The organism is Vreelandella lionensis (assembly GCF_002087295.1).
Taxonomy (GTDB): domain Bacteria; phylum Pseudomonadota; class Gammaproteobacteria; order Pseudomonadales; family Halomonadaceae; genus Vreelandella; species Vreelandella lionensis.
Genome location: NZ_MWVI01000094.1, coordinates 73,681 through 88,977 on the forward strand (window position 1 = coordinate 73,681; position 15,297 = coordinate 88,977).

Genomic DNA, 15,297 nt, shown 5'->3' on the forward strand with positions numbered 1-15,297 from the left:
GCCGCGGCTACGCCGCGGCGCCTTTTTTCGTTGACGTGCTGCCGACATCGCTTTTCGCGCTACCCGCTGCTTGTCCGTCGGCAGCTAAATTCTTTTTGCTACCTGTTTTGAAATCAGTTTCGTACCAACCGCCACCCGCTAAGCGGAACCCGGCTGCTGAGACCAAGCGCTCTAGATCATCTTGCTGACACGCAGGACAGCTTGTTAACGGATCGGCGCTAATTTTCTGAAGTTTTTCCATGCGATGGCCGCAGGCCTTGCACTCGTACTCATAGATGGGCATGTTGATGGCTCCTGAAAAGCTCAACTCCGACAGGTTTTATGTTGACAGTGTCGTGGCAAACTTAATGCTACCAGGCTGACAATATGTGGCCTGTCGGGATAAATTCCAAGACTGCGGTCGATAGAGCGGTCATTATACCCTTTTGTGCCCCCTGCCGAGCAAGGCCAAGCGGCTTTCGGCAGTTAATGGAGAAATAAAATGCCCAATGCGGTCATACTGGATGCCCAAAGCCTTGGCCCTGACATTGATTTGACGGCTATTCGTGATGCCGTCACGCACTTAGAAATACATCAGCAAAGCACCACAGCGCAGGCGCGTGAACGCCTAGCAGATGCTGAAATCGCCGTCGTCAATAAAGTAAGGCTGGATGCTGAGACGCTTTCACAGCTTCCTTCGTTACGATTGATCTGCGTGCTGGCCACTGGCTTGAATAACATTGACCTAGATGCTGCCAAAGCCCACAACATTATCGTTAAAAACGTGTCGGCCTATGGCACCGCCAGTGTGTCGCAGCACACGCTGATGCTGATGTTATCACTGGCGAATCGCTTACCCCGCTATCAGGCGGATATTGCCGATGGGAAATGGCAAGCGAGTGATTTTTTCTGCTTACAAGATCATCCAACACTCCAGCTTGCTGGCAAGCAGTTGGTGATGGTAGGTCAAGGAGAGCTGGGGTCTGAAGTGGCTCGGCTTGCAGAGGCGTTTGGTATGCAGGTCACGTTTGCCGCCCGTCCTGGCAACGAGCAAAACGATCAGCGACCTTCGCTGGATGACCTGCTGCCCTCGGCAGATGTGATTAGCCTGCACTGCCCACTGAACGATGCTACTAAGCACCTTCTCAACAAAGAGCGTCTAGCAAAAGCCAAGTCGTCGCTGCTAATCGTCAATTGTGCTCGTGGCGGTATTATTGATGAAGAAGCCGCGCTGGAAGCGCTTCGTAGCGGTAGCATCGGTGGTCTAGCCGTCGATGTGCTACCTGCCGAACCACCCAGAGATGGACACGCACTATTAGATGCGCTGGCGAATGCAGAACCTCTCAATCTGATCGTAACGCCGCACAACGCGTGGATCACGCCCCAAGCACGGCAAAACATCGTCGGCTTAACCGCCGACAATATTCGTGCGTGGCAGACAGAGAATCACTAACTTGCCAGCTAGGCACACTAAACGTGTGCCTAATAGGTCGAAAAGTGGTCAGGAGCGTGATGAGCATCCAGTGTTTCAAGTGTGACATGGGTCACCCGCGCCCCTTCTGGGCCCTGCCAAAGCCATTGGCTAAGCTCGGCAACGGCTGAAGAGGGCCCGCACATTAGCACTTCAACCCTGCCATCAGGCAGGTTCTTAGCGTAGCCGGTTAAGCCACGCATCAATGCCTGCTCTTGAGTGGCACGCCGGTACCATACTCCCTGCACTTTTCCTGTTACGTAGGCACGTACGCAGCAATGGGCCATGACAAACTCCTCCGTCGTTAAAGCAGCTCATGCTTAACCAGAACAGCGCTATTGCGGGGCACCAGTGGACGCCCACGTCGTAGTAGCAACGAGCGTGTGAACGCTGCACCAAAGAGTAAGATAAGCGAGCTGTAGTATACCCATAGTAAAATCATAACCACCGAACCCGCCGCACCATAGGTGGATGCCGTGGCCGTGTAGGCGAGGTAAATGGTAATAACACTGCGACCAATGGTAAACAGCACTGCTGTCACCACCGCACCAATGAAGACATCCTGCCAGCGTAGCACTACATCGGGCAGCACTTTAAAAATAGTCGCAAACAGCAGAGCGACCATGGCAAGCGATATTAACGACTCGGCGGTGGTGGTTAGTAGGCTTGCAAATGGCAACAGGTCGTTTGTCGCGTCTAGCATGCCGCGAAGCACCACTCCAAGCACTAGCGACACCAGCAAAATAAAGCCGATAGACAGTACAACGGTTAACGATAACAAACGGTTTTTGATAAAAATAAGTGCGCTGTTGCTATTTGGCTTCGCTCTAACCCCCCAAATGGTATTCAGCGAGAACTGCATCTGCGCAAATACGGTCGTTGCACCGATTACAAGGGCAATAAAGCCAAGAATTGTGGGCAGAACCCCGACTCTTCAATGCGAGACTGGGCAACCGCCTGCTCTATTGCCAAGGCAGCTTCTGTGCCTAAGGTTCCTTGTAACTGCGCCACGATCTGACCATGAGCCGCCTCTTCGCCGAGGACCACGCCAATCACTGTAACCGCAATAATCACCGTGGGAGCTAACGAGAACAGCGTGTAGAACGCCAGCGACCCGGCGTAGCTAAACGCGTTACGCTCAAGCCAGAGTGACGTTGCATCTTGAATTACCTTCCACCAAAAAACGAGCGTGCGCTTAAGCATCATCACATTCCCTTAAAAGCAAATCACAGCGTTTTCATACAACGCTTATATACTGATTAATCAATAAGCATACCCAATGAAAACGCTCAGCGCAGGTATGATTGCGTTGCAGAGGCTGATGGGGCCGACCATAATGGCCACGCTTTATTCTCACATTTTCAGCAATCAAGGACACGCAATGAACTCAGATGCAGCTCGGTCTGTAACGTCTTATGACTTTGATTGCTTAGTATTTATTGGTCGCTTTCAGCCTCCCCATTTAGGCCACCTTGCCATCATCCGTGAAGCCCTTAAACAGGCTCGACAGGTAATCGTCATGGTGGGCTCCTCCTGGCAGGCGCGCTCGCTTCGTAACCCGTGGCATTTTGATGAGCGCCAAGCCATGATCCGCTCAGGATTTGATAATGCGGATAATCAACGACTTGAAATCACTCCGCTTCTGGATGCGCTTTACAACGACGATGTATGGGTCAGGGACGTGCAGCGGAAAGTGCGCGATTTAGCAGCTCCCGCCAATGCACGGTTGCCAAGGATTGGTCTAATCGGCGCAAATCGTGGGCAGTCCAGCTACTATTTATCGCTTTTTCCCCAATGGGAGTCGGTGAGTGTACCGCTCGTGGAGGGCATTTCGGCCAGCCAAATTAGAGAGCGGCTTTTCCGCTCACCTGGCTCAACCGATGATTATCTCAGTACGGGGGCTTACCATGACTTGCCCCCTGGCGTGGTAGAAAGCGTGGGTAAATTCTGCAAAGGCGAGGCCTATCATCGACTATTGGAAGAGCAGCAGTTGCTCGATCAGTATCGACAAGCATGGTCACAGGCGCCCTACCCACCCATCTTTGTCACCGTTAACGCGGTGGTTGTGCAGTCAGGGCACGTGCTACTGGTGAAACGTACTGCGGCCCCGGCAAAGGCCTATTCGCGCTACCCGGCGGGTTTATCAACCCCCATGAGCGATTACTAGATGCCTGCTTACGTGAGCTGCGCGAACGGTTGCGCTTAAAAGTGCCAGAACCGGTATTGAAAGGCTCTCTGCGAGGTCAGCGGCTGTTTGATGAGCCCCACCGTAGCTGGCGAGGGCGCACACTGGCCGAAGCGTTCTACTTTGCTTTACGCCCAGACCAGCAGTTACCGCGCCTTAAACCTGTTAAGGGCGGCGACCATGCCCGTTGGGTGGCACTCGCCGACTTGGAGCCAGAGAGCCTCTTTGAAGATCACTTCTTTATTATTCAGAATTTCCTCGGCCTGCCTGCGGATTTTGGGTCCCTTTAAGCCTGCAGGAAATCACGCGGCAGTTTCATCATCTGCCGCCATAGGCGCTCTACTCCCGGCTTGTGGACCAGCGAGCAGCGATAGAGGCGAATTTCCAGCGGGATATCCCAGCTCTCATCACCGGCTCGCACAAGCTTGCCGCTTTTTAGCTCCTCGCGAATACAGAAGTCTGGAATCCAGGCAACCCCTACGCCTTGCAATACCATGCCCTTTAAGCCTTCAGCCATGGCGGTTTCATAGACGGTTCTTAGCTTCATACGCAGCGGGTCGTTTTTCAGCAGCATCCGCACGCTGCGACCTAAAAACGCCCCCTGGGTATAAGCCAGATAAGGAATGGAGCTATCGCGCTGCAAAGAGAACAACGGTTTCCCATGCTCGTCAGGCAGCGAAACAGGAAGCATCTTGACCTTACCGATAGAAAACGAAGGAAATACCTCCGCATCTAATTGCATTGTGGCGAAAGGGTCGTAGTAGGCCAGCATTAAGTCACAGTTCCCCTCACGCAGCACATGAATGGCTTCGCCAACGTTCATGGCAACCAAACGCGTTGGCAACTCCCCTAACCCTTTTTGTAGCCTAGAAATCCACGGCGGATAGAAGCTGAGCGCTAACGAGTGCGCCGCGACGATATCTAACGCTTCGTTGGCAATGGATAGCCCTCGCAAATGGCTGAGCGATTCGTTTAACTGTTCGACTAAGTTGCGGGCAGTCACCAAAAAAAGCTGCCCTTCTGAGGTTAAGCCAATCGGTGTCGTTGATCGGTCCACTAAGGTGACGCCAACTGCCTGCTCTAATGCCCGAATACGCCGACTAAACGCAGGCTGGGTGACATGGCGCTGTCGGGCAGAGGCAGAAAAACTGCGGGTGTTCGCCAGTGCGACGAAGTCTTCTAGCCATTTTGTTTCTAGATTCACCCATGACTCCTGTTATTTGAACGTTGATGGCTTGCGTCATTTGGTTGGGGCAAACGATTACTGTACGGGTGCCATTAAATAAGCAGCACGGGACACGACTTTTTTCCACATGGGGCGCTGACTCACTTCATCGAGAGTCACTCGGCGGCACTTGGAAAAATCGGCTTCCAGCATGGTGGCAACATCGTTGGCAAAATCGGCGCTGGGAATGAACGCAGTGATTTCAAAATTCAACCGAAACGATCGGTTATCAAGATTCACCGTACCTACAGTGGCGGATGAATGGTCGATAAGCATGACTTTTTGATGTAGAAACCCAGGTTGATAACGGTATATTTTTACACCCGCTTTTAACATATCCGGCAAAAAAGAGAACGCAGAGAGGAATACCAGCAAATGGTCGGGGCGCTCCGGGATCATGACGCGCACGTCGACGCCTCGCATAGCTGCCAATCGTAAAGAGTCTTGGACGCCCTGATCAGGTACGAAATAGGGGCTCGTAACCCAAAACCGCTGGTTAGCGCTATGAATCAGCTGCTGAACAAGTAATCCAGCCGTATCCTGTTTATCGGCTGGGCCGGAAGGCACAATGACCACCTGCTGGTCTTGCTGTGGGTGGCTTTCAGCGTGCCAGTTTAACGTAATCACGGCGCCTGTCGCCCAGTGCCAATCTTCCCAGAAGGCTTCTTGCAGGCCTAGCACACAGGGGCCTTGTACTTTTAAGTGAGTATCGCGCCAAGGGCCATGTTTCGCACTCTTGCCCAGATACTCGTTGCCTACATTGAAGCCGCCGATCCACCCTTGCTTACCGTCGACAACAGCGATTTTGCGATGGTTGCGGAAATTAAGTTGAAAGCGATGTTTAAGCCCACGAGACGAACGGAAAGGGCTTACTTCTACCCCACTCTCACTCAACTCTTTTAAATAACCCTCGTTAAGCTTGCGGCTACCAATTTCGTCATATAGGAAGCAGACACGCACACCGCGTTTAACCGCCGCTATTAAATGCTCAGCAACTGCCGCCCAAGCTCATCATCGCGAACGATAAAGAACTGGATCAGTAGATAATCCTGCGCTTGATTAATGCCTGCAAACAGGCTGTCAAAAGTGGCATCGCCATCAATTAACAGCTCGGTGCTATTGCCTTTCGTCAGTGGCATCATGGCCAACTGCTCAACCGCTTGAATATCGGTATTGTCGGAAATAGCCACATGCGGCTTTACGTTATGTCGATAGCGAACAAGCACTCGGCGCAACACCGAATCCCTGGCGCCTCTAGCCGTGACATACCCATAAAAACGTGGCCTGCCAAACAGCCAGTACGCTGGCACCGCCGCATAGGGAAAGGTTAGCAGTGAGATAATCCACGCCACTGCCCCCTGTGACGTACGGCTCGACATTAATGCATCACCGCCGAGATCATTCCCAGCACGTGAATCAGCATGATCCCTGTCCCTAGCAACCAAGAGGTCATTCGCTATTCCTCACCATCCGTTAGGACCTGTTATTTCTGACTACCCCATACACAGGAGCCCCGTTAGAACGGGGCTCCTGTGGTTAAGCAACGCCTATATCACCTCAGCGTATCATGCTTTTTCGGCAATAATTTCTTTCCATTTAGCCGGGCCTGTCTGGTGAACAGAGGTGCCTTGGCTATCTACCGCGACCGTGACCGGCATGTCCTCCACCTCAAATTCGTAGATGGCTTCCATTCCCAGGTCTTCAAAGCCCACCACGCGTGACTTTTTGATCGCTTGGGCAACCAGATAAGCAGAGCCACCCACCGCCATGAGATACACCGCTTGGTTGTCACGGATCGCTTCAATGGCAGCTTGGCCGCGCTCTGCTTTGCCGACCATGCCTAGCAAACCAGTCTCTTCCAGCATCGTCCGAGTGAACTTATCCATCCGCGTAGCCGTGGTGGGGCCTGCAGGGCCAACCACTTCATTGCCTACAGGGTCGACTGGGCCAACGTAGTAGATAAAGCGCCCTTTCATATCGACCGGCAGCGGCTCGCCTTTGGCGATCATATCCACCATGCGCTTGTGGGCAGCGTCGCGGCCCGTCAGCAGTTTGCCGTTTAACAGCAGCGTATCGCCGGGCTGCCAGGTTTTGACTTCTTCAGGCGTGACAGTGTCTAAATTGACACGCTTGACGTTATCGCCCGTTTCACGGGTAATCTCTGGCCAGTCTTCCAGCTTCGGAGCAGGCAAGGCCACAGGGCCAGAACCATCCAGCGTGAAATGCGCATGGCGGGTAGCTGCACAGTTGGGAATAATCGCCACTGGCTTGTTGGCAGCGTGGGTCGGGTAATCTTTGACTTTGATATCCAGTACCGTGGTCAGGCCACCTAGGCCCTGGGCACCAATACCGCTTTTGTTCACCTTATCGAACAGCTCAAGGCGCAGCTCTTCGGCACGGTTGCTGGCACCGCGCGCCTGCAACTCTTGGATATCGATAGGATCAAGCAGCGCTTCTTTGGCAATTTCCATCGCTTTTTCAGCGGTACCGCCAATACCAATGCCGAGCATACCCGGCGGGCACCAACCAGCGCCCATTTTGGGGAGCTGTTCCATCGCCCAGTCGACCACGCTATCGGAAGGGTTGAGCATGGCAAACTTCGATTTCGCTTCGCTACCGCCGCCCTTCGCCGCCACATGGATATCGACCTTATCGCCCGGCACAATTTTGTGGTGGATGATGGCGGGTGTGTTGTCTTTGGTGTTCTGACGCTTGCCATCCGGGTCAGCAAGAACCGAGGCACGTAATACGTTATCCGGAAGTTGATAGGCACGACGCACGCCTTCGTTAATCATGTCGTCGAGGCTTAACTCGGCGTCCCATGTGACGTTCATACCCACGTGAACGAATACGGTCACGATGCCGGTATCCTGGCAAATTGGGCGGTGCCCTGTTGCGCACATACGTGAGTTAATCAAAATTTGAGCAATGGCATCCTTTGCGGCGGGGTTCTCTTCACGCTCGTAAGCGGCGGCAATCGCATCGATGAAATCTTTTGGGGGGGAGTAAGAGATGTACTGCAGAGCATCGGCAACGCTTTGGATCACGTCGTCCTGGCGAATCCCGGTCATGGATTAACAGCTCCTCGGTTATCGTCTTGGCTGCAGCCTTCGCGGCCGTCTAAGTGTGCGGGAAGTATACCGTATTGAGACTCACGCGGCAGCCAATGCACCGAGTAACCGCTTGCTGTTACGTAGCGCTTTGGTCTGATTGTTTAAACATAGTCATCAAGATAACGGTATAAACTTATCCTAAGGAGAAGGCTGGCATTGCGGGCAGGCGTATAGCCGCCGAGACCCGACCATCATGCGCTCAATCACACTGCCGCAACGATGGCACGAGAGTCCGGCGCGCTCAAATACGCTGAACCGCCATTGGCGGCGAGGCTCGCCAGAGGCAATGGCTTGTTCAATCCAAGCTTCCTGATTGGTCACCCCCGCCGTTCGGTAAGCGGTTCGGGTAATCTCGACAATATGCGATGACAGCGTACTTAACTGCTCGTCGGTAAGATCGCTAGGCCGCTGCTTAGGGTGCAGTTGGGAAAAGAATAGAATCTCCGAGCGCAAGTAGTTGCCTAAGCCTGCCACCAGCCCCTGATCCAAAAGCAGTGTCCCTAGGCTTCTACGCTTAAACTCAGGCATTAGTAGCCGCTGCTTCACATCACCTGAGCTGACCTGTTGGCTGAGCAAATCGGGGCCCAATCGAGCAAGAAAGGGGTGATGCGCCAGCGACGACTCTTCCCAAAGCGATATATCCGAGGCGCTGTACAAACTGGCGGCACGCCCTTCTGCCACTAGCCGAACACGCAAGGAGCGCGACGTGCTAGGCAGATTATCTTCTGCATGCAATTTCCACACGCCGTATAGCTGATTGTGAGAGTAAAGCACCCGCTTATCGGCAAACCGAATCAGCATGGCCTTGCCCCAGGTATCCACGGCCACCACTTTCACACCGATTAGCGAACCTGCTTGGCTAGCGAGCTCTGGAAAGGCAAACCACACATCATCCAGCACTTTACCGCCAATCTGTTTTTCAATGAGATCCGCTGCGCGGCGAATCTCTGGACCTTCAGGCATCGCTTATCCTAGCGCCAGCTGCTTCTCTTTCATTTGATGGAGCTGGTCGCGCAACCGCGCCGCTTCTTCAAACTCGAGGTTTTGAGCCGCTTCAAACATGGCATCTTCAAGCTTACTAATGGCCGTGAGCAAGTCTTGCTTACTCATGGCAGCCACATCGTAACCACCTTCAGGCTCGGCCACCTTACGCTCATTGCCCTTTCGCCGACTGCTCTTCTTACCTGGTGTCTGCGCGGCTTCTAGGATATCTGCAACCGAGCGGGTAACCGTCGTGGGGGTAATGCCGTGCTTCTCGTTATGCGCCATCTGTTTATGGCGCCGACGCTCGGTCTCATCAATTGCTTTCCGCATGGAATCCGTAATGCGGTCGCCATATAAAATCGCTTTACCATTGGCGTTACGCGCTGCACGACCAATGGTTTGAATTAACGAGCGTTCGGCGCGCAGGAAACCCTCTTTATCGGCATCCAGAATCGCCACCAAAGAGACTTCAGGAATATCCAACCCCTCCCGTAGCAAGTTGATGCCCACCAGCACGTCAAACTTGCCCAGGCGTAGGTCACGGATAATTTCCACCCGCTCGACCGTATCAATATCGGAATGTAAATAGCGCACGCGAATACCGTGCTCATCAAGGTAATCAGTCAGGTCTTCTGCCATGCGCTTGGTTAAAGTAGTAACGAGCACCCGCTCTCCTACCGCTGTTCGCAAACCAATCTCCGACAGCAGATCATCGACTTGCGTGCTGGCCGGGCGTACTTCAATTTGCGGATCCAACAGCCCTGTCGGCCGAACGACTTGTTCGACGATCTGGCTTGCGTGCTCAGCTTCATAATTGCCTGGCGTGGCGGATACGAAGATCGTTTGTGGCGAGATAGCTTCCCACTCCTCAAACTTCATGGGGCGGTTATCCAACGCTGACGGCAGGCGGAAACCATACTCGACCAGTGTCTCTTTACGAGAACGGTCGCCTTTGTACATCCCACCTACTTGGGGCACGCTCACGTGTGACTCATCGATAAACAGCAGCGCATCATCCGGCAGGTAATCAAAAAACGTGGGCGGTGGCTCGCCAGGAGCACGGCCAGAGAGGTAGCGAGAGTAGTTTTCAATACCGTTGCAGTACCCCAGCTCCAGCATCATCTCAATATCGTAAAGCGTACGCTGCTCAAGCCGCTGGGCCTCTACTAAACGCTCGTGCTTACGCAGCCACTCCAAGCGCTCTTTGAGCTCTGCTTTGATGGAGTCGATGGCTTCTAGAATGGTCTCACGAGGCGTCACGTAGTGGGATTTTGGGTAAATCGTCATCCTTGGGACTTGCCCGCGCACATCGCCAGTGAGCGGGTCAAATAAACGGATAGAATCGATTTCGTCGTCGAAAAGCTCAACGCGCACCGCTTCCTCATCCGAATCCGCCGGGAAGATATCAATCACGTCGCCGCGCACGCGGTAAGTACCGCGGCGGAAATCCATATCGTTGCGGGTGTACTGCAGCTCTGCCAAGCGGCGTAGGAAGGCGCGTTGGTCAATCAGCTCACCACGAGTGAAGTGCAGCCGCATCTTCAGGTATTGGTCTGGATCACCCAAGCCGTAGATCGCCGATGCGGATACCACGATTAGCGCATCACGGCGCTCCAGTAACGCTTTCGTAGCGGAAAGACGCATCTGCTCAATATGGTCATTGATTGAGGCATCCTTCTCAATAAACGTATCTGACGAGGGCACATAGGCCTCGGGCTGGTAGTAGTCGTAGTAGGAGACGAAGTACTCAACAGCGTTATCGGGGAAAAACGATTTAAATTCGCCGTACAGCTGTGCCGCCAGGGTTTTGTTCGGCGCCATCACGATGGTGGGCCGCTGAAGTTGCTGCACCACATTGGCCATGGTGAAGGTTTTACCTGAACCGGTGACCCCGAGCAGCGTTTGATGGGCAAGCCCGGATTCCAAACCACTGATCAACCCGCGTATGGCCGCAGGCTGGCCGCCTGCAGGCTGAAATTTTGACTGCAGACGAAATTCCTTGCTCATCGTTGCTCCTGTTGAGGAAGTAGGCCTACGCGGTATGGGTCGCTATCTCTATCGTTGCCTGGGTCATCAGGCGCTGAATCGGACAGCGGTGGCTAATGTCTTCCAGCTTTGCTCGCTGTTCTGGATCGCTGATGCCATGCAATTCTAACGTCACATCCAGCTTATAAACGCCTTTGCGCTCTTCGCGGTCTTCACGCTGAACCTTGACGGTGATGCCTTCCAGTGGCCACTGTTTGCGCTTGGCGTACATTTGGACCGTAATGGCCTTACAGGTTCCCAACGCGATATCGAAATAGTCGTGGGGGTCCGGGGCACTATCATCGCCCCCCACCGCAGTGGGTACGTCGGCATAGAGATCTTCCATACCACTTACCTCGATACGCTGACGAAAAACGCTATTTCGTTCGCTAATCACCACGATAGGCGGATGCATTACGATACCTTGATGCGAAGATTAAGTTTTTCAACCGCTTTAATTAGCGCTTCTCGCTTAGCACGACCTTCCACTTCCGCCCCATAGCGCCCCACTTCGGCGCTATCGACGCCGTCAAGCATCATCAGTGCGGTGGTGATTTTGTTAACTTGTTCGGCGGTAGTGACGCCTTGAAAGCTTAATGATTGAACTGCCATGCCGCGTCCTTTGCTGAATAATTGTCAACTCACATACAACGGGACTGTATACAGGAGATTACCTATGCAAACCTGATACAGGATAAAGAGTCTAGCATGCTCCCAAGGCCTTGCAATCTGCCTATCCTGCCCACACTTTTACAAGCACGCTTTACTGACACATCTCACTGACTACGCCCAGGAGTGACTATGGCCACCGCGAACACGCAGCCCCCCAGCGCCGTACGTTTGACCCAGTATGCCGCGCTCGATATTCAAGGGGCCGATGCGGAGAAATTCTTACAGGGCCAAACTAGCGCACAGGTGGGGTTGGCGAATGGCACTTTCGCACCGCTCACCTGCTTCTGCACCCCTAAAGGGCGCATGTTGGCCAATGGGCAGTTATTGAGGCTCGGCAGCGACCATTTCCGCTTGGTACTAGATGCCTCTCTTGCGGACGGACTGCTCACCCATCTGAAAAAATTTGCCGCTTTCTATAAAGCAGAGCTTTCAGTGGTAGGCAGCGTCACGTTTGCAGGCGCCAGCGAGCCTGCAGATACGCTTGCCAATCAACTAGACATCACGCTGCCCGACCAACCTTATACCCACACTACCAGTTCAAAGGGAACGGCGTTGCGGATGCCCGGCAAACCCCGTTGGCTGTTGATGTTTGAAGAGGATGCCAGCGACCTCGTCAACAGTGATGATGCATTACACAACGAGTGGCAGCTTGCAGATATTCGCAGCGGTCTTGCTTGGCTTACCGCTAAACAGCAGGATCACTTTCTCCCCCAAATGCTGAACTGGGAAGCATTAGGCGGCATTAGCTTTAAAAAAGGGTGCTATACAGGCCAAGAAGTCGTCGCCCGCGCTCACTTTCGTGGCCAGGTGAAAAAACGCTTAGTTCACGCTAGCGTTAATGCGGCCACCCTTCCTGAGATTGGCGAGTCGCTGCTTGATGACAACGGTAAGACGTTGGGAGAAGTGGTCAGCAGCGCATTTAGCGGCGAGCAGCAGGTAGAATTGCTAGCGGTGATGAATACCAAGGTCATGGAAGAGAATTTAGCAGTTTATTGTCAGCAGCAGCCTATCGCGCTGTATGAGATGCCCTACCCCATTGAGCGCTTGGACCCAGAGCAGATCGCGGATCAGCTTGCTTGAGGTCAGGAATTGGTCTCATCGCCTGTTAACTTAAATACTCGTGCGGCGTTGTCACTGCTCAGCGCTGCCACGGTATCAAAAGATTGCCGACGCAGCCTCGCCACCTCCTGAGCCACCAGCATTACCCGAGAAGGCTCATTCCGCTGGCGGTGATAACCGCTTAACGGCATATCGGGGCTGTCGGTTTCCAGCACAAACCCATCATCGGGTAGTTTTGCCACCACACGGCGTAACTTTTGAGCGCGCTCATAGGTCACCGCGCCGCCCAGCCCCAGCACATAACCAAGGTCCAAAAACTTGACGGCCTGCTCGTAAGAACCGGAAAAGGCGTGAACGAGCCCGGCGCCTGGCAGCGCTTGCTGACGAAGCCGCTTGCTGACCGTATCATTTGCCTTAACGCAGTGCACCACCACAGGCAGCTTGCAGCGTTTAGCGATGTTTAACTGCTCATCAAAGTAGTGCCATTGCTTATTCAGGCTATCCGTAAAGCGACCATCAATACCGCATTCGCCAATGGCGACTGGCCGGGCTGGGTAAGCGCCAGCAAGCTGCTGAAGTATGAGGGTTTCGAGCGCTTTCAAATCATTTGGCTGGTGCTGCTCAATGAAGTACGGGTGAAGCCCTAAGCAGATGCTGACATCGTCACGCTCACCCAGCGCTAGTACGTTTTGCCAACGCGCACGCACCGTGGCAGGTACAATAAAACGGCAAACGCCCACTGCCTGGGCGGCGTCGATCACGGCATCACGATCCGTATCGAACTCCGCAACATCCAAATGGCAGTGGGCGTCTATCAGCATATTGCTCTCTTTAAGACGTTTAATGCTCGCGGGTAGGCTGGAAGCGAATATCCGGCCAGCGCTCCTGGGTCATTTGCAGGTTAACCCGGGTAGGCGCGATATAGGTCAGGTAACCGCCGCCATCAATGGCGAGGTTAGTACTGGCCTTGCGCTTAAACTCTTCAAGCATTTTGGCATCGTTGCAATACACCCAGCGGGCGGTTTGCACGTTAACGCCTTCATAAATGCAGTCGACCTTATACTCTTCCTTCAAGCGGTGAGCGACAACATCAAACTGCAGCGTACCAACCGCCCCTAGGATCAGGTCGTTGTTATCCATCGGCATAAAGACCTGAGTGGCGCCCTCTTCCGACAGCTGCTGCAGGCCTTTCTGTAGCGCTTTCATCTTGAGCGGATCTTTCAGGCGCACGCGCTTGAAAAGTTCAGGCGCAAAGTGAGGAATGCCGGTAAAGCGCATATCTTCACCCACGGTGAACGTATCACCAATTTGAATAGTGCCGTGGTTATGCAGGCCAATAATATCGCCCGGCCATGCTTCTTCCACTTGAGAGCGGTCTGAGGCCATAAAGGTCAGGGCGTCAGCGATTTTGACGTCTTTACCAATGCGCACATGGCGCATTTTCATGTTCTTTTCGTACTTGCCGGAACACACCCGTAGGAAGGCGATACGGTCCCGGTGATTCGGGTCCATATTGGCCTGAATTTTAAATACGAAACCGGTGAAGCGATTATCATGGGCGGTCACTTCGCGCGTATCAGTTTCGCGGGGCTGCGGAGCCGGCGCGTGCTCGACAAAGCCGTCTAGCATCTCACGCACACCGAAGTTACCCATAGCGGTACCAAAATAGACCGGCGTTAGCTCACCACGACGGTAGGCTTCCAAGTCAAACTCATGGGAAGCACCTCGCACTAAGTCTACTTCCATACGCAGCTCTTCCGCCTGCTCTTCACCTAGCACGGCGTCAACTTCTGGGTTATCTAGCCCCTCAATACGCTTGTCATCAGGAATGCGACTGCCCTGACCTTGGGTATAGAGATGAATAACATCATTATAGAGGTGGTAAACCCCTTTAAAGTGACGCCCCATGCCTATGGGCCATGTCATGGGCGCACATTGGATGTTCAATACTGTTTCTACTTCGTCCATCACTTCAATAGGATCGCGGATATCGCGGTCCATTTTGTTGATAAACGTGAGGATAGGCGTGGTGCGCAGACGACACACTTCCATCAGTTTGATGGTGCGATCCTCGACGCCTTTCGCGCCGTCGATGACCATCAGCGCGGAATCAACCGCCGTCAGCGTGCGGTAGGTGTCTTCAGAGAAGTCTTCGTGCCCCGGCGTATCCAGTAGGTTGACGATACGCCCACCATAGGGGAACTGCATCACCGACGTGGTCACCGAGATGCCGCGCTCTTGCTCCATCTTCATCCAGTCAGACGTAGCATGACGATCATTGCGTTTACTTTTCACAGAACCCGCTAGCTGAATCGCATTCCCGAACAGCAGCATCTTTTCTGTAATAGTGGTTTTACCGGCATCAGGGTGCGAAATAATCGCAAAGGTACGGCGTAGCTCAGCTTCGCGCGCTAATTGGGCGTCAGACATGGAGTTCTCTAAGATGGTACAACGTGATGACTTAAAACGTAGCGCCAAACCTTCGGCGTTGTGTGTGCCTATGGTAACGCAACTCGCCTTCAACGGCATACCACCACGTGCAGAGAGCTTTTTCTGTAGATATAAAAAACGCCGACAGAGTCGG

12 protein-coding genes and 3 pseudogenes are annotated in these 15,297 nt (G+C 53.5%); 3 read left to right on the forward strand and 12 right to left on the reverse strand.

The genetic code is table 11. The features are described from left to right. Positions 1–7: 7 nt before the first annotated feature. The gene (locus tag B4967_RS14240; RefSeq protein WP_044630077.1) at positions 8–283 is read right to left on the reverse strand and encodes an FmdB family zinc ribbon protein; all 276 of its coding nucleotides are present in this window, start codon (positions 281–283) and stop codon (positions 8–10) included. A 198-nt stretch (positions 284–481) separates the two neighbouring features. Here B4967_RS14240 and B4967_RS14245 point away from each other — a divergent pair, with 198 nt between their 5' ends. Then, a complete protein-coding gene (locus B4967_RS14245) occupies positions 482–1,432 on the forward strand; it encodes a D-2-hydroxyacid dehydrogenase (protein ID WP_083025913.1) in 951 nt (316 codons plus the stop codon). A 29-nt stretch (positions 1,433–1,461) separates the two neighbouring features. Here B4967_RS14245 and yccX read toward each other — a convergent pair whose 3' ends face one another. Both yccX and B4967_RS14255 read right to left on the reverse strand, forming a co-directional pair. After that, positions 1,462–1,737, reverse strand: a complete 276-nt coding sequence (yccX, locus tag B4967_RS14250) for an acylphosphatase (RefSeq protein ID WP_083025915.1) — start codon at positions 1,735–1,737, stop codon at positions 1,462–1,464. Positions 1,738–1,754: 17 nt separating this feature from the next. Next, positions 1,755–2,653: pseudogene (locus tag B4967_RS14255) on the reverse strand (YihY/virulence factor BrkB family protein). Between the two features lie 178 nt (positions 2,654–2,831). Here B4967_RS14255 and B4967_RS14260 point away from each other — a divergent pair. Continuing rightward, positions 2,832–3,925, forward strand: a pseudogene (locus B4967_RS14260) (bifunctional nicotinamide-nucleotide adenylyltransferase/Nudix hydroxylase). Here the strand turns inward: B4967_RS14260 and B4967_RS14265 are convergent. From B4967_RS14265 to B4967_RS14295, 7 genes and pseudogenes are all read right to left on the reverse strand, one after another. Next, positions 3,922–4,839, reverse strand: coding sequence for a LysR substrate-binding domain-containing protein (locus B4967_RS14265; RefSeq protein ID WP_083025917.1), 918 nt, complete (start codon positions 4,837–4,839; stop codon positions 3,922–3,924). The pseudogene B4967_RS14260 and the gene B4967_RS14265 sit on opposite strands and share 4 nt — an antisense overlap. Positions 4,840–4,896: 57 nt before the next feature. Continuing rightward, positions 4,897–6,313, reverse strand: a pseudogene (gene cls / locus B4967_RS14270) (cardiolipin synthase). Positions 6,314–6,425: 112 nt separating this feature from the next. Beyond that, positions 6,426–7,931 carry a fumarate hydratase gene (locus tag B4967_RS14275; protein WP_083025919.1) on the reverse strand — a complete coding sequence of 502 codons (1,506 nt, stop codon included), beginning with the start codon at positions 7,929–7,931 and terminating at the stop codon, positions 6,426–6,428. A gap of 180 nt (positions 7,932–8,111) precedes the next feature. Further along, entirely contained in the window at positions 8,112–8,936 is an 825-nt protein-coding gene (gene nei, locus B4967_RS14280; RefSeq protein WP_083025922.1) for an endonuclease VIII, read from the reverse strand. Between the two features lie 3 nt (positions 8,937–8,939). Continuing rightward, complete coding sequence (gene uvrB, locus B4967_RS14285; RefSeq protein ID WP_083025924.1) at positions 8,940–10,964, reverse strand: excinuclease ABC subunit UvrB; 2,025 nt, start codon at positions 10,962–10,964, stop codon at positions 8,940–8,942. 25 nt (positions 10,965–10,989) lie between these two features. Further along, positions 10,990–11,397, reverse strand: coding sequence for an OsmC family protein (locus B4967_RS14290; protein ID WP_083025926.1), 408 nt, complete (start codon positions 11,395–11,397; stop codon positions 10,990–10,992). After that, positions 11,397–11,594, reverse strand: a complete 198-nt coding sequence (locus B4967_RS14295; RefSeq protein WP_044630087.1) for a hypothetical protein — start codon at positions 11,592–11,594, stop codon at positions 11,397–11,399. The genes B4967_RS14290 and B4967_RS14295 overlap by 1 nt, the downstream gene beginning before the upstream one ends. Before the next feature lie 189 nt (positions 11,595–11,783). Between B4967_RS14295 and ygfZ the strand changes: the two genes are divergently transcribed. Further along, entirely contained in the window at positions 11,784–12,734 is a 951-nt protein-coding gene (ygfZ, locus tag B4967_RS14300) for a CAF17-like 4Fe-4S cluster assembly/insertion protein YgfZ (protein WP_083025927.1), read from the forward strand. 2 nt (positions 12,735–12,736) lie between these two features. Here the strand turns inward: ygfZ and B4967_RS14305 are convergent, their stop codons facing one another. After that, on the reverse strand, positions 12,737–13,534 hold the full coding sequence (locus tag B4967_RS14305; protein WP_083025929.1) for a TatD family hydrolase: 798 nt from the start codon (positions 13,532–13,534) through the stop codon (positions 12,737–12,739). A 19-nt stretch (positions 13,535–13,553) separates the two neighbouring features. Further along, positions 13,554–15,143 (reverse strand): peptide chain release factor 3, encoded by a 1,590-nt coding sequence (locus tag B4967_RS14310; protein ID WP_083025931.1) that lies wholly within the window; start codon positions 15,141–15,143, stop codon positions 13,554–13,556. Between the last annotated feature and the right edge of the window lie 154 nt (positions 15,144–15,297).